General features: G+C 34.2%; 13 protein-coding genes. 9 read left to right on the top strand and 4 right to left on the bottom strand.

Annotated features, from left to right (window positions below; translation table 11 throughout):
- The first annotated feature begins 91 nt into the window (after positions 1-91).
- From ABN099_RS00680 to ABN099_RS00665, 4 genes are all read left to right on the top strand, one after another.
- Positions 92-721: a hypothetical protein gene (locus ABN099_RS00680; protein ID WP_349461759.1), complete on the top strand. Its 630-nt coding sequence runs from the start codon at positions 92-94 to the stop codon at positions 719-721.
- 256 nt (positions 722-977) lie between these two features.
- Positions 978-1,541 carry an alkyl hydroperoxide reductase subunit C gene (gene ahpC, locus ABN099_RS00675; RefSeq protein WP_349461758.1) on the top strand — a complete coding sequence of 188 codons (564 nt, stop codon included), beginning with the start codon at positions 978-980 and terminating at the stop codon, positions 1,539-1,541.
- Between the two features lie 70 nt (positions 1,542-1,611).
- Positions 1,612-3,177, top strand: coding sequence for an alkyl hydroperoxide reductase subunit F (gene ahpF / locus ABN099_RS00670; RefSeq protein WP_349461757.1), 1,566 nt, complete (start codon positions 1,612-1,614; stop codon positions 3,175-3,177).
- A gap of 161 nt (positions 3,178-3,338) precedes the next feature.
- Positions 3,339-4,325 carry an alpha/beta hydrolase family protein gene (locus ABN099_RS00665; RefSeq protein WP_349461756.1) on the top strand — a complete coding sequence of 329 codons (987 nt, stop codon included), beginning with the start codon at positions 3,339-3,341 and terminating at the stop codon, positions 4,323-4,325.
- A 146-nt stretch (positions 4,326-4,471) separates the two neighbouring features.
- Here the strand turns inward: ABN099_RS00665 and catA are convergent, their stop codons facing one another.
- Positions 4,472-5,113, bottom strand: coding sequence for a type A chloramphenicol O-acetyltransferase (gene catA, locus ABN099_RS00660; protein ID WP_349461755.1), 642 nt, complete (start codon positions 5,111-5,113; stop codon positions 4,472-4,474).
- A 210-nt stretch (positions 5,114-5,323) separates the two neighbouring features.
- Between catA and ABN099_RS00655 the strand changes: the two genes are divergently transcribed.
- The gene (locus ABN099_RS00655; protein WP_349461753.1) at positions 5,324-5,806 is read left to right on the top strand and encodes a hypothetical protein; all 483 of its coding nucleotides are present in this window, start codon (positions 5,324-5,326) and stop codon (positions 5,804-5,806) included.
- 82 nt (positions 5,807-5,888) lie between these two features.
- On the opposite strand, the gene ABN099_RS00650 is transcribed toward ABN099_RS00655, so the two are convergent.
- The 3 genes from ABN099_RS00650 to ABN099_RS00640 are packed head-to-tail and all read right to left on the bottom strand — an operon-like array spanning position 5,889 to position 10,364.
- Entirely contained in the window at positions 5,889-8,399 is a 2,511-nt protein-coding gene (locus ABN099_RS00650; RefSeq protein ID WP_349461752.1) for a PEP/pyruvate-binding domain-containing protein, read from the bottom strand.
- The gene (locus tag ABN099_RS00645) at positions 8,383-9,264 is read right to left on the bottom strand and encodes a phosphatase PAP2 family protein (protein ID WP_349461751.1); all 882 of its coding nucleotides are present in this window, start codon (positions 9,262-9,264) and stop codon (positions 8,383-8,385) included. Before ABN099_RS00645 ends, ABN099_RS00650 begins: the two co-directional genes overlap by 17 nt.
- A complete protein-coding gene (locus ABN099_RS00640; protein WP_349461750.1) occupies positions 9,258-10,364 on the bottom strand; it encodes a glycerol acyltransferase in 1,107 nt (368 codons plus the stop codon). The genes ABN099_RS00645 and ABN099_RS00640 overlap by 7 nt, the downstream gene beginning before the upstream one ends.
- Before the next feature lie 158 nt (positions 10,365-10,522).
- Here ABN099_RS00640 and ABN099_RS00635 point away from each other — a divergent pair, with 158 nt between their 5' ends.
- From ABN099_RS00635 to ABN099_RS00620, 4 genes are all read left to right on the top strand, one after another.
- Positions 10,523-11,023 carry a GNAT family N-acetyltransferase gene (locus tag ABN099_RS00635; RefSeq protein WP_349461749.1) on the top strand — a complete coding sequence of 167 codons (501 nt, stop codon included), beginning with the start codon at positions 10,523-10,525 and terminating at the stop codon, positions 11,021-11,023.
- A 192-nt stretch (positions 11,024-11,215) separates the two neighbouring features.
- On the top strand, positions 11,216-12,124 hold the full coding sequence (locus ABN099_RS00630; RefSeq protein WP_349461747.1) for an AEC family transporter: 909 nt from the start codon (positions 11,216-11,218) through the stop codon (positions 12,122-12,124).
- 129 nt (positions 12,125-12,253) lie between these two features.
- Entirely contained in the window at positions 12,254-13,624 is a 1,371-nt protein-coding gene (locus ABN099_RS00625) for a hypothetical protein (protein WP_349461746.1), read from the top strand.
- 65 nt (positions 13,625-13,689) lie between these two features.
- On the top strand, positions 13,690-15,141 hold the full coding sequence (locus ABN099_RS00620; RefSeq protein ID WP_349461745.1) for an AMP nucleosidase: 1,452 nt from the start codon (positions 13,690-13,692) through the stop codon (positions 15,139-15,141).
- The last annotated feature ends 55 nt before the right edge of the window (positions 15,142-15,196 follow it).

Genomic DNA, 15,196 nt, shown 5'->3' with positions numbered 1-15,196 from the left:
ATGTTTTTATTCTTGTCATAATATTACTAATCAACGTAACCAATAATAAAGAATAATGCAGTAATGTATTATCATTGAATGAGTAATAACTATGCCTTTACACATATACAAATTCACACACAATCATTTTATCAAAACATTATTAGTAGCAATGGCTTTACTACCAACAACCTCGTTTGCAAATGACCTTGCAACACTGCCACAGAAAGAGCGTTCTGAATATTTCTCACAAGCACAGCAAGCAGGAATAACGGGGCTTGCTATAAAAACAAAACCAGTGTTAGCTCGACCCGCTCAAAAAGATGAGATTATTACCACCATTATTAAAGGTGAAGGCGTTGAAACCATTTCAGAACCTGCAAAAGTAGGCGATTGGGTTGTACAAAATATTTGTCCTGAAACAGGCAATGAAGAAATTCTAGTTAGAAAAGAGAAATTTGCTCAACGCTATAACACAGCAAAACAGAGTGAAGTAAAAATAAATTCTAATAATAACCAATATCAGCAATTTATCCCTAAAGGTGTTGAAATGAACTACTTTATTGTTCCTGATTCAGCACCTCCATTTACAATGAAGGCGCCTTGGGGAGAACTACAACGTTTCCAATCGGGTGATGCCGTTGTTCAATCCACAACAGATAACCGAGATATTTACAGAATACAAAAAGCGGCTTTTGAATGTACTTATACAATCATCAAAGAAGCCAAAGCAAATCAATAAGTTATATTAATTTACTATGCCACTATCTGTACATAATGGGTTATTGTTCTGATTAAGCTAACAGGCTGAAATTAATAGATTAATAAACAAACCGTTTTTTATGGTTTATTTGCGCTAATAGCTACATCTCGTTAACTTATCTCTATCAATTTCTTCAACTCATTAGGCAAAACCTATTGATACGATAGCGGGAATGTATTAGCTATTCTCAAGTGGAATAGGTACATTAGGTCCATACCAAACAGGAGGAAATACAATGTCTTTAATCAATACCCCAATCAAACCATTCAAAAACATGGCATTTAAAGACGGTCAATTCGTAGAAGTGACTGAAAAGGACGTCGAAGGCAAATGGAGCATTTTCTTCTTCTATCCAGCAGACTTTACCTTTGTTTGCCCAACTGAATTAGGTGACTTAGCTGATCACTATGCTGAATTCCAAAAAATGGGTGTAGAAATCTACTCTGTTTCTACAGACACTCATTTTACTCACAAAGCATGGCATAGCAGTTCAGAAACCATCGGCAAAATCAAATATGGCATGATTGGCGACCCAACTGGTGCATTAACTCGTAACTTTGAGAACATGCGTGAGAACGAAGGTCTTGCAGACCGTGGTACTTTCGTTGTTGACCCACAAGGTATCATTCAAGCTATCGAAATCACTGCTGAAGGCATTGGTCGTGATGCATCAGACTTACTGCGTAAAGTTAAAGCTGCTCAATATGTCGCTAGCCATCCAGGCGAAGTATGCCCAGCAAAATGGAAAGAAGGTGATGCAACTTTAGCTCCATCACTGGATTTAGTCGGCAAAATCTAATTAAGAATTAAGCCACTAAAAAAGTTGTTTATCGGGTGTTTCGGCACCCGATTTTATTGAGGGTGCAAAAATGTTAGATAATAATTTAAAAACTCAGCTGAAAGCTTATTTAGAACGATTAACCCAGCCTGTTGAGTTAGTAGCAACATTAGATGACAGCAAACATTCTGTTGAAATTCAGTCTCTATTAAAAGAGATCGAACCATTATCCGATAAAGTCACTTATCGTGAAGATAATAGTGCCAATGTACGTAAACCTTCTTTTCTTATCACCAACCCAGGGAAAGAAACCGGAGTACGCTTTGCGGGCTCGCCATTAGGGCATGAATTTACATCGCTAGTACTTGCGTTATTACAAACAGGTGGTCATCCATCTAAAGAAGCCCAAGAATTACTTGAACAAATTCGTCAGTTAGACGGTGAGTTTCATTTCGAAACCTATTATTCGCTCTCTTGTCATAACTGCCCTGATGTTGTTCAGGCATTAAACTTAATGGCGATTTTAAATCCGAAAATCACACACACTGCGATAGACGGAGGCATGTTCCAAAATGAAATTCAGGAACGTAACGTGATGGGCGTTCCTGCTGTATTCTTAAATGGTAACGAGTTTGGGCAAGGTCGTATGACACTGGCTGATATCGTTAATAAAGTAGATAGCAATGCAGAAAAACGTGCAGCTGAAGCTTTAAATAAGAAAGATGTTTTTGACGTTCTTATTGTTGGTAGTGGTCCTGCGGGTGCATCAGCTGCAGTATATTCAGCACGTAAAGGTTTAAATACTGGACTTATTGGTGAGCGTTTTGGTGGTCAAGTCCTTGATACTGTTGATATTGAAAACTATATTTCAGTACCAAAAACAGAAGGTTCTAAACTTGCTGGCGCATTAAAAGCCCACATTGATGACTACCAAGTTGATGTTATTGATAGCCAAAGCGTTAGTCGTTTGATCCCAGGAGCTTCAGAAGGTGAGTTACACCAAATTGAAACTGCATCTGGCGCGACGTTAAAAACGCGTAGTTTGATTATTGCAACAGGTGCTCGCTGGAGAAACATGAATGTTCCTGGTGAAAACGAGTATCGTACCCGTGGCGTAACTTATTGCCCACACTGTGACGGTCCACTGTTTAAAGGTAAAAGAGTTGCAGTAATTGGTGGTGGTAACTCAGGTGTTGAAGCGGCTATTGATTTAGCGGGTTTAGTTGAGCATGTGACTGTATTAGAATTTGCTCCAGAAATGAGAGCTGATGCAGTATTACAGAAAAAACTACGTAGCTTAGGTAATGTTGAGGTCATTTTAAATGCACAAACAACAGAAGTGTATGGTGATGGTACTAAGTTAACGGGTCTTAAATATAAAGATCGTACTAACGATTCCATGCACGATATCGCGTTAGCGGGTATTTTCGTTCAAATTGGTTTATTACCAAATACACAGTGGCTAGAAGGTACTGTCGAACGTAATAAGATGGGCGAAATTATTGTTGATGCGCGTGGCGAAACCAATATTAAAGGTGTTTTTGCTGCCGGTGACTGTACAACAGTGCCTTATAAGCAAATCATCATTGCTGCTGGTGAAGGAGCCAAAGCTTCTTTAAGCGCTTTCGATTACTTAATTCGCACAACTGCAAAATAAGTAAATATAAGATAATCAATGTTTTTTTAGACTTACCAAAAAGCATCTCTATAGAGATGCTTTTTTTCTTTGTAGTAATCTACTAGTGAAATCTATATTCATAAACATAAAACAACCTATGTTATTATCTCGCCACATAAATAATCTATAGGGAAGTTGATATGAATAAAACAAGTTGCCTGCAAGTAGCTCGTATTGTGCTTTTTTCTCTTCTATGCTCAAGCACATTCGCTGTAAGTGCAAAAATAGAAGTACGTGATGAAACTTTATTTGAAGCTCATCAGCGGTTTAAAACCAATATTGTGAATGATAGTTTTGACAATATTGACCCACCTTGGGAAGCACCAGCAGAAATATTTAACGTAATAAAATACCCAGCAAAACAAGGGGATATGTTTGCATATCTAACACCACCACCAGAAAATAAGAGTGTTAAATTACCTGCTGTAATCTGGCTAAATGGAGGTTATGGTGGAATTGGGGGCGATGATTACTTTTGGCAAAAGAAACCTGCTAGTAATGACCAAACGGGTGCCACTTTTCGCGACCCAAATATGGTATTGATGATACCTTCTTTTAGAGGAGAAAATACCAATCCGGGTCGCTATGAAATGTTTTATGGTGAGATAGAAGATTTAGATTCAGCAAGGGAATATCTAGCCTCTCTCGAATATATTGACCCTAAACGTATCTATGTAGTGGGGCACAGCACTGGTGGTACTCGTGCATTATTGGCGAGTGAATATAGTGATAAATTTAGAGCTATTTTCTCATTAGGTGGAATTCCTGATCTTGAATTACGAGCAGCGGGAGATATGATTGTTGAACTGCCATTTGATCAAAATAATGCAGAAGAATTTAATGTCCGTTCCGTATATCGTTATATTAAATCCATAAAAAATCCGACTTTTTATTTTGAAGGTCGTAGTTATTTTTGGGATGAATTTAATGAAATTCGAGAAGTTGCAATGGTGAATGATATTCCATTAAAAATATACAGCATAAAAAATGGTGACCATTTCAATATAATTGTGCCTGTTTCCACGCTAATTAAAGAAAAGATTTTACTAGATACCGATACTACTAAAGAGAGTAATATCCAGTTTAGTAATGCTGATATTAAATGGATAAATAAGCAAGTTAGATAAGCACTTTATTTTTTAGCGTCTTTTACAATCATTTATTTTTTGTATTATATGATATTTTCTTAATAAAAATAAAACCGCTCTTTATATAAGTAATAAAAGGGCGGTTTTTGAAAAAATATGTAATATATTACTTAAGCTTTATAAAACTAGCCCGCAAACTTATCGCATAACGCTTGTAGTTTATTAATCATTCTTCCCATATGAAAGCCATCGCAAGTGGCATGATGCACTTGAACTGATAATGGCAATAATATTTTGCTATCAGTTTGGCAATATTTCCCCATAGTAAAAATAGGTGGATAGTAATCTTTTACATTGGTAATATTGAGATTAAACCCATCAAAATTCACCCAAGGTATCATGGAAATACAGAAATGATTTTCAGGATGGTTAGGTTTAGGTGATAACGCTAAATTATCTTTATATTGTTGATAATCTTGCATATACCGTTGTGAAAACACTATCCAATCCTCGGTGTATTCACTCCATATCTCGGAGAAAGTCTCTGTTTCTGGATGAAAAATAGTATAAGCAGGATTTACTTTATCCCACACAATCAGTTCATTATCTTTTATCGCCATTCTAGATTCAGAATAGCTATTAACTGTTTTAGCTATCAAGAAAATCAATACAGGATAAAGCTTAATATTTTTATCAGCTAATACTGTTTTTAATAATGTTATATCTATCTTAGTGGTTAAACTAAAACCACACTGCAAGTTATGACGATAATGAAGAAAATGTTCTTTTCTATTCCATTGTTCTAAATCTACTTTATTGTAACTCATTTGGTAAGCCCTTCTTGTTAATTAAAAGTGTGTTTTAACAAAGAAGGGCGCCTTTGGTTGTTTGAATAGGCATTACGTAACTCCTTATTTTTATTTAAGTTAATCTAATTAAAAAATTAACATTAACTGTAGTCACAGTTGTTTACTATACTAGGAATAGCATTATAAAGTAATATAATCAAACCTGCTTAATAAATCATGAAGGGACTTATGTTGTTTACTAAATTAGCATATCAATGGAAACAGAAAAGGCGAGCAAGACTATCATTTTTAGGTGCTGAAATATATTGGTCAGTTCTATTAAGTATTATTCAAGCACTGGTATATCAAGGATATGTAAAGCTTTATCCTAAAGAGATGGATCTTGTTTTTCAAAGTACTTTTTATTACCAATTTTCCTTTAGTACCTTTGGATTAATGGAAATAATATTTTTCGTAATACAGATCTACATATTTACCCTTATTTTATCTCAACGTATACGAGATATCGGAATAAGTTACCCAGTAGTCATCGCTTTTATTTTCACTGCAGGTTCTCTATTATTGATGCCATATACACTCATTTACTCACCTAATATTATGATGGTACTTTCTTTTATTGTATTGATTGGCTACCTTATTGCGCTATTTGCACCTTCTGCACATAAAGTAGATATCAACACCGATGAAGACAAAAATAAAATAGTAAACTGAAGTTAAGGTAAAGAGAACATAAAAAAGAGCATCTTAAGCGATGCTCTTTTTGGTTAATAAGCTAATATTTTACATTGATTTATCAAGATAAAATCTCGATAGTACCTTTCTGACCATCAACTCTTACTTTTTGCCCATTTTTTAATATATTCAATATATTACGAACTCCCATAACGGCGGGTAAACCTAATTCACGAGCAGTTACTGCACCATGTGATAATGGACCACCACTTTCAGTGATAATACCAGAGGCGCGATAGAAAAGTGCAGTCCATGCAGGGTTGGTGGTTCTTGCAACTAAAATAACGTTTTGCGGAAATTCTGCAAAGTTTTCAGGACCATGAACTAAATAAACCTCACCTTCTATAATTCCGGCACTACCCGCTAATCCTTTTAACAAGTGTTCAGCAGTATCAATATCATGACTCTCTTCACCATAAATCCATTGTGGCGTTGTCGATTTAGCTTTTAAGTAACCCACTTTGTTTTGGTAAATATGTAAGCGTAACTCATTCCATTTTGTCGGTTCGTCGGCTTTTATTGCTTCGGCAAGTGGTTGCTCATTAGCAAAATAGATATCCATTGGGCAATCCAAAATACTACGGATAACTAAACGTTCGCCTAATGCTTTTAATCCTCGGCGCATAGGTAGAGCAAGACGTGTTGTTTGATAATGTTCTAAATCATCTAATGCGGTATAAACACGAGCAAGTCGAATAATCTCTTGTAAGAAAAAGCGTAGCTCTTCAGGAGCATCTGAAATAATTTCAAATTCAGTTTCCGACTGTAGGATCTTTTTGCTAAGAGGATCTTCAGCACGTTTATCATCCGCTAAATCAGCCATTGCTTTTATTTGTATTAAAACAATATGCGGTGCATCTAACCAAGTAGGATGATATGCATCAAAATCTAATTCTCGATGCCCGTGATTGGTAAGAAATAGGGTAAATTGCTGATAGAAATGAGGATCTATGGCAGCAAGCTCAGCCATTATGGTATTTGGCTTAATGTTCTCTAACACATTAACTAAATCATTATGCTGACGTACATAACGTGAAAGAGTCCAAAGCTCTGCATTAACTTGTCCTGTTTTAGTATCAGACATAGCAATTAAATTATCGAATGCATTATGAGCATGTTTTTCTTCTTTAAAAAACAGTTTCAATAATGCCATTAATGCAGAATAGAGCGAACGCTGAGTTAACGATATCGCGATGTTAGGTAAGAAATAGTCAGCACCTAATTTATTGATACGTTGCACATAGTGCCATAATTCTAATAAATTTTTATCTTGTAATGGTTCACTTATCAATGCACCAATAGAGATTAAATATTTATCTAAATCTCGCATCCACGTTATTGGTAATTCTTGTACCCAACTAAATTTTTGAGCAATCTCAGGTAATGATTTTAACAGCGTTGGTAAATCATTCATCATTGAAGCTGGCAGACGATTACTATATAAAGAGACCGCATTTTGGTTACCATAAATATAGTAATCTTGCACACCAAACCATTTACCATTAAAAGAAGGTAATCCCATAAGATTAAGGCTAAAGTTTAATGAAGAATGGAATCCTGCCTCACACATATCCCAAGTTAATGGTGTTATCGGATTAGGGAAACGTTCTGCTGATTCTTCTCTTGTCCAAATAGGGGCAATTTGTGTCACATTTCGTGATTGTAAAAGCCACAGTTTCCCATCATGAAATGCCCACTCAATATCTTGTGGAAAATCAAAATACTTCTCAGCTGAAATTGCCAACTTAGCGACTTGTGTATATTGTTCTCCATTTAATGAAGGGGTATTTTTTCTTTTATTATCAATTGGTAAACAGTTAACACCATTTTCTGACATGATAATGGCATTTGTTTTTTCAGCAATAGTTTGCTGTTTTAACGCATAAGAATCTCTATCAACAAGATACTCATCAATAGGCTCTTCACCAGCAACTACCGTTTCACCAAGCCCAAAGGCGGCATTAATTAATACAGTAGAAAGAGAACCTTGAACGGGATCTATAGAAAAAGCCACGCCAGCAGCTTCATGTTGTTGAACATCGACCATTCGTTGTAAAACAACTGCCATAGAGGCATGAGAATGTGACAGATTTAAATGTTGGCGATAGAGCATTACATGAGCGTGCCATAAGGAAGCATAACATTGGCGAATCGCATCAAGTAATATCGGTAATGTTCTAACACCTAACAGCGTATCATGTTGTCCGGCAAAAGCTGCACCAGGCATGTCTTCAAGTGTGCCTGAAGATCTTACTGCCAAAGGTGTGCTATTTAAGTCCAGTTTATCCAACATTAAACTTAATGAATCAATTAGTTTTTTAGGTAATTCAGCTTGTAAGATAATTTGGCGGATTTGGCTGCTAATTACATCAACTTCTTGGTTGGAGGTTGATAACAGCAAATTAATCTTAGGAAGCAAAGGAGCAATAAATAATTGATATGCGTGACAAGATAGGATCAAACCATCAGGAACGGGTAGTGATTGGATTGTTTTAGCTAAACTAGCGCCTTTTCCACCGCTTATCAGCACATCAGTAGCAGCAGGGTCGTTAATTTTATAAATGAGTTCCATATATGACCTTATTATTTTTACATGTGAAATAAAGTACAAACAGCGCTAGTAATGCACCACAAATAACATCAATACCATAATGGTAATGTAGGTAGACTGTAGCTAAGATAAGTCCCATTGATAGAGGAAATAAACAGTAAGCTATTTTTCGATAACCAGAAAAATAGAAAAAACCAAGTATGTAAAGTGTTATTCCAGTATGTAAGGAAGGAAATACATCCATTCCAGTAATACCTTTATCAACCAATTCGGTCAGAAATAGTGTCATTGCTCCGGTGTGAACAGGATAAGTAAAATCCATAGGAAAAGCAGCGTAAGGACCCGCAGCGGGTATGGAAAAATAGCCAATAAAACCAAATAAATACATTAGCATTAAGCCAAAAAAATAGTTATGGGTAACTGTTGGTTGACGAATAAAAAAGAAAAATAACGCGCTACCTATGATTAAAAAATAGAAACTGAAGTAGCAAAATGCGAGCAATTCGCTTAATAAGCCTGATTGTATAGAGATAGACCACTCTGGTAGACTTTTACCAAACCATAGGAATTTATCTAACTTATATAAAACAACATCAAAATTTTCTTGGTATAACCCATATCGAATTGATTTGAAAAGTGGAAAAATTGACCAACATGCAATTAATTGCAGTAATCCAAACCAATAAAATCGGGTAGGTGAGGTCTGTTTCCGAGTTCTGTATCCAACAAGAATGAGTAAAAGCCAAAAGAACAAGCCTGAAATAATGGCAGGAAGCATATCTGCGCTATTAAGCAGCCAACTACCATAAGTACCTAATGACCAAATAACAAATAACTGAAGAGAAAACAGGTGATTAAGTTGTTGTTTTGTCTTAGAAGCTAACATATTTTTGAACCTTTAGTTCTTATAATTCCAATCCCAATTAATGCACTAATAAGGCTTACACAGATAGAGAGTGGTGAGATAAATAATAAAATAAACAGTATAGGTAACCAAATAACAGTCGCTAAACTGCCCCCTATAATTTTAAAAAAACTCACTGTATTACGTGCATCAGCGAAACGAGAAGCAATAAGAGCACTAAGCAATATTGGAAATAAAATAAACATAAAGCAAAAAGAGATATAGCGCCAAATTTTAATAGAAGACAAAACATTACTTTTTATATTCTTATTCAAATCATCATGGTTAATTAAATTATTTTGATAATCAATAAACGATTCAGCATAAGAGCTTCCATTACTTTTTTTGTTATAAGCATAATCTGATGCTTTTTTAAATGAATCAATATCAGGGCAGTTAACAGAAATATTATTTAAAGCAAGAGAAATATCTTGATGAATACTTTGCTCCCATTCTCTTGATGTTAAATTATCTTTTTGAGGAATAACAATATTTTCCCCTATATATAACTCTACTTCAGAGCTGAATTTATCTGGTGCAAGGTAAAATAAACCGACAGGAACAACATCAAAAGTAATCCCCTCATCAAGTAACGTTCTAATAATTCGTGCTGCACCTCGTTGATAAGGCAGTGGTTTATGCCCCCATTCACTACTACCTTCAGGAAATAGCAATAAATCCCCACCGGCTTTGATATGTGCTATTGCTGCTTCTGATGGGCTAGAAAACACGTTGGAATTAATACCGAAACGCGCTCTGTCTTTTTTTCTTATAACAGGAATACCTGTAAAAAAAGCTCTCATTAAACGACTATTTAGTAACTGAATTGAAGCCAGTGCCTGTGCTTTAGGGAATTCTTTTAGTGCAATGTAAGCATCAAAAGCACTGTTCCGATGACTACAAATTATCAGTTTAGGATGTATATCTTTTGGTGAATTTCTATTATGGTAAACAGTCGTAATATTAGAAAAATAAAATTCTCTAATACTTTTTGAGACTACTTGATAATAGAAAGGGAGTGGGGAACCTGCAACAACTAGAGGGGTATTTGTTATTGTTGAAGGTAATATTTTTGTAGGCATGGAATTTCCTTATTTTATTCCTTCTACAGAAACATATCATGTCATCTGAAAAATTTGTACCGATTTATTAAAAGAGAAAATGGCAATAACGCAGAGTATGGATTATATAAATTATATTAATTAATTTTTAACGCTTAATTCTAATGAATGAGGTGGTAATGAAAAGTATTCAACTAAGATTGGCAGAGCCGCAGGAGGCTAAACGACTATGGTATTTGAGAAATCAAGCATTGAGGTTTGGTTGTGAAAATGTTTATCCCCCAGCTATTTTAGCCGCGTGGACTCCTGATGAAATGCCAGAGGGTTATCGAAATGCAATAACCAAAAACCCATTTTATGTTATTGATAATGATAATCATAATATTCCTGTTGCTTCAGGTTTTTTGAGTCTTGAAACAGGGTTTGCTGAAGCAATTTTTACACTTCCTGAATATATGGGAAGGGGTTTTGCAAGTTTGATCCTTAAGCAGCTTAAAATAGAGGCTAAAAAAAGAGGGCAACCACAATTATTACTGGATTCCACTCCTAATGCAGTGCTTTTCTATTTAAGACAAGGATTTAAAGTGTTGGAAGAACGCGAATATTATTCTAATTTGACTAAAACAAATTTACACTGCTATCGAATGTTTATTGATTTAGATACGGAATTAATAAATTAACACCAAAATAATCATAAAAAGAGCATCTATTTTTAGTCATGCTAATATATAAAAAGCTGTTCTTAAAATGCGATAAGTTATCTATTTTCGTTATTTGTTGAATTGGCTTTTATATTTATTGATATAAAATAGTAATCTCGCTGATGTTGCGATATTGTAAAGAAATAAAATATTTCTAGGGTGATGAAAATTATGCAAAATGTGTTATTAACGTTATGGCCGTTATTTGCGTTAATTGCGCTAGGTGCAATCTTAAGAAGAAATAAAACATTTGAACCTGCTTTTTGGGTCGGTGCAGAAAAACTTAATTACTTTTTACTATTCCCTGCGTTACTTATAAATAGTTTGGCTAAAGCACCTTTAAACGATCCTCAATTATTTCACCTTGCAGGTGCAATTTTTTCTGTTGTAATAACGATTACTATTTTATGTTTGCTATTAAAGAAATTTACAGGCTGGACAGCGGGTCGATTTGGCGCAATTGTCCAAGGTAATATTAGATTTAATACTTATTTAGGATTAGCTATTGTGGCTGATCTATTTGGTACTTCTGGGCTTGGGATAGCTGCATTAATATTAGCAATTTTGGTTCCATTATCTAACGTTACATCTGTTTTATGTTTAACCGCCGGACAAAATGTTACTTTACGGCAATTGGTCTTACCTATCATAAAAAACCCTCTTATTATCTCCTGCGTTATTGGCATTGTTATTAATTTAACCGGAATAGGGCTACCTTTTGGTAGTGATCAGTTCCTTAAATTACTAGCCGCAACCAGTTTACCTTTAGGCTTAATTTGTATCGGTGCCGCATTACATATTTCGACGCTAAAAGCAGAAAGTAGAATGATTAGCGTCAATACCATTAGCCGTTTAACAGTTGTACCCATTATTGCATATACGATAGCGAGCGTATTAGGGTTATCATCATCAGTCACTGTGTTAATGGTAATTTTCTTTTCAATACCAACTGCACCGACTTCTTATATTCTTACTCGTCAGCTTAATGGTGATTCAGAATTGATGGCAGGAATTATTACCTCACAAACTATGTTTGCTGCAATTACATTGCCTATTGTATTAGGATTTTTAGCAATGTAGTCATGTGAAAATTTGAGAGTTTTTATTTAAAAAACACCACTTGCAAAATAGAGTGGTGTTTTTTTATATCATAAAAACTATTTTTTGATACTTTAATTTTTATAGATTTTATATATAGGAACAAAAATCATGAAAATTTCTGGTGTTGTAATTACTAACCAAAAAATAGATAGAATAAAAAATTCGGACACTCCATTAAATGCTAGAACCTTGTGGGAAAAAATAAAAAACTGGTTTGGTGTTGGAAAGGAAAATATAGTTTTACCTTTAGTTAATGATGTTTTTTTTAATAATGAAAAAAGTATTTTAGAGAAAATAGATGGGTTTAATCAATTAAGAAACTTTGCAGGTAATGTATATAAGGATAAATTTATAGTTGAGATGAAAGAGAATGATATACATTTTTCCATCCTCTTAAATGAATTTGATAATGATGAAAAAGTAACTTTTTCATGGTGTGAAAGCGAATATGGAAATAATAATAGTGAATTAAGAAATAATATAATCATTCCACTAATAAAACATGGGCTTAGTGATTTATTGTACGATGCCATACATGAATATGTTGAGAGGAAAGACATAAAAAAGGATGGTGATAAAATAAAACAAGAGATCATTATAAAGCTAATCGCTGATAATGGTGATAAATTTAAAAATCACGAAAACTTAAATAATGAATATATTTTAAAAAATAGTATCACTAAAAAAGCAGATGTTAGAGTGGAGGATTTCTTATTTGAACTCAATAACTTAATAGAAAAAGAAAGAGAAAAAATAAATACCATCCAAGAATCAAGAATAAAAGAGTCAGGTGTGGTTGAGAAAAAAAAAGGAGAAGAACTAACATTATTAGATAAAATAGAAAAAGAGCTATTTAATGATTTATCAAGAATGTCACTTACATTCAATGGAGAGCCAATCGCTGACTTAAAAAACAAAGCAGAAGAAATAGGTGAAAATGACTTTAAAAAATCTGAATTTAATAAATTAAAATCTAAGCTTATGGACGTCGAAGATAAAGAATTGATTTTTTCATTATTATATCAAAAAGGTGTTCTAGCATTTAAAGAATTTATTGGCAAGCAAGACCTTTTTGCTGGAATGGTTAATGTTCCTTATAATGGTCATACTTCTATAAATATAACAAGAAAAGACGATAAAATTAAAATAGAAGCAACAAATGAGAAATCGCTATTTGTTAATGATAGTGATGGTAGAAAAAATATGGATAAATTAATTGGATTAGGACTAGATTATCTTAATGAAGATAACTATAAATTGGTAGGACTCATAGGTGACGAAATTCTTGAAAAACCAATGGAAATAAAGGACTATACAAAAATCTTAAACGATAATCCTAAAATTGCCAACTTATTATCTGTTGGTGATAAAGCAGCGTTAGAAGATAAAATAACATTATTTTTTGAATATGATCTTAAAAAAAGAGAACTTACTTTAGATAATAAAAGTAGCTATGAATATGCCATTTTAAGATCTTAATCTTGGGCTAAACAGAGCTTCTTGCTATGATGTAGACAAACTAATAATAAGTAAGAGGCTCTTTTATGTCACAATTGCATACCTCAGAAATAAATAGAATAATCATAGAGTTAAAGCAACAATATCAAAATGCAGTCGATGCACTACGTAATGCAATTATTGATTATGCTCAAGATGGAAAATTACCTGATATAAAACAGAGAGCCGAAGGATTATTTGCTTATCCCCAATTAACAGTTAATTGGTATGGTGAAACAAAAACAGAAGATAGAACAAGAGCTTATGGAAGACTACCTCAATCAGGAGTCTATTCAACCACAATTACTAATCCTAGTCTGTTTGAAAATTATTTAATTGAACAACTTCAATTAATTGCCGATGCTTATCACGCTACTTTTGAAGTTAGTGCCTCAAAACAAGAAATTCCATATCCATTTGTTATTGATGGAACAGGTATTGGTTTTGATAGAGTAATGAGTGCTTCTTTAGCTAAATATTTTCCGACAACCGATCTCTCTAAAATAGGAGACGAAATAACGGATGGTTTAGTTTGTGATAGGGAAGTATTACCCCTTTCTCATTTTGATGCTTTACGAACCGATTTTTCACTCGCTCGTTTAAAACATTACACCGGTACGCCACCTGATGATGTGCAACCCTATATTTTATTCACCAATTATAACCGTTATGTTGATGAGTTTGTTCGCTGGGCAAGTGAACAAGTTGCTGATAAAAATAGCCCATATTGCGCACTTTCTTGTGCCGGATTTCAACAAATTACCGCAGATACTATAGATCCCGAAAAATTTATTTCTGACTTAACGTGGAAGAAATATCAAATGCCGGCGTATCATTTAATTGCAAAAGAAGGTCCCGGAATAACATTAGTTAATATTGGCGTTGGCCCTTCAAATGCTAAAACAATTTGCGACCATTTGGCGGTATTACGCCCACATGTTTGGTTAATGATTGGTCATTGTGGTGGATTACGTGAAAGCCAATTGATTGGTGATTATGTTTTAGCTCATGCTTATTTACGTGATGATCATATTTTAGATGCGGTGTTACCACCAGATATTCCAATTCCTAATATTGCTGAAGTTCAACGCGCTTTATATGATGCAACTAAAATGATCAGTGGTAAGCCTGGGCATGAAATAAAACAGCGGTTAAGAACAGGAACTGTTGTAACAACCGATGATAGAAACTGGGAATTACGCTTTTCAGCATCCGCAAGACGATTTAATTTAAGTCGAGCTGTTGCAGTTGATATGGAAAGCGCAACAATTGCCGCACAAGGATATCGTTTTCGTGTTCCTTATGGCACATTATTATGTGTTTCTGATAAACCTTTGCATGGTGAGATTAAATTACCCGGTCAGGCTAACCATTTTTATGAGGGAGCCGTATCTGAACATTTGCAAATCGGTATACAAGCTATCGAATTATTGAAACAAGAAGAAGACCGTTTACATTCTCGAAAATTAAGAACATTTAACGAACCACCATTTAGATAATTACATTAAAAAAATTAGAATTAGAGTAGTAAAAAAACACTCAAGCTTAAAAATA

It is taken from the genome of Proteus hauseri (assembly GCF_040139125.1).
Lineage (GTDB): Bacteria > Pseudomonadota > Gammaproteobacteria > Enterobacterales > Enterobacteriaceae > Proteus > Proteus hauseri_B.
The sequence above is the reverse complement of the archived record's forward strand: the minus strand, read 5'-3'. Positions and strand labels throughout refer to the sequence as shown.

What these genes read in the sequence shown, in the direction of transcription:
- ABN099_RS00620 (WP_349461745.1), top strand. Translation starts at nt 13,690, where the DNA reads ATGTCACAATTGCATACCTCAGAAATAAATAGAATAATCATAGAGTTA.
- ABN099_RS00645 (WP_349461751.1), bottom strand. Translation starts at nt 9,264, where the DNA reads ATGTTAGCTTCTAAGACAAAACAACAACTTAATCACCTGTTTTCTCTT.
- catA (WP_349461755.1), bottom strand. Translation starts at nt 5,113, where the DNA reads ATGAGTTACAATAAAGTAGATTTAGAACAATGGAATAGAAAAGAACAT.
- ahpC (WP_349461758.1), top strand. Translation starts at nt 978, where the DNA reads ATGTCTTTAATCAATACCCCAATCAAACCATTCAAAAACATGGCATTT.
- ABN099_RS00630 (WP_349461747.1), top strand. Translation starts at nt 11,216, where the DNA reads ATGCAAAATGTGTTATTAACGTTATGGCCGTTATTTGCGTTAATTGCG.
- ABN099_RS00665 (WP_349461756.1), top strand. Translation starts at nt 3,339, where the DNA reads ATGAATAAAACAAGTTGCCTGCAAGTAGCTCGTATTGTGCTTTTTTCT.
- ABN099_RS00640 (WP_349461750.1), bottom strand. Translation starts at nt 10,364, where the DNA reads ATGCCTACAAAAATATTACCTTCAACAATAACAAATACCCCTCTAGTT.
- ABN099_RS00680 (WP_349461759.1), top strand. Translation starts at nt 92, where the DNA reads ATGCCTTTACACATATACAAATTCACACACAATCATTTTATCAAAACA.
- ABN099_RS00635 (WP_349461749.1), top strand. Translation starts at nt 10,523, where the DNA reads ATGAAAAGTATTCAACTAAGATTGGCAGAGCCGCAGGAGGCTAAACGA.
- ABN099_RS00650 (WP_349461752.1), bottom strand. Translation starts at nt 8,399, where the DNA reads ATGGAACTCATTTATAAAATTAACGACCCTGCTGCTACTGATGTGCTG.
- ABN099_RS00655 (WP_349461753.1), top strand. Translation starts at nt 5,324, where the DNA reads ATGTTGTTTACTAAATTAGCATATCAATGGAAACAGAAAAGGCGAGCA.
- ABN099_RS00625 (WP_349461746.1), top strand. Translation starts at nt 12,254, where the DNA reads ATGAAAATTTCTGGTGTTGTAATTACTAACCAAAAAATAGATAGAATA.
- ahpF (WP_349461757.1), top strand. Translation starts at nt 1,612, where the DNA reads ATGTTAGATAATAATTTAAAAACTCAGCTGAAAGCTTATTTAGAACGA.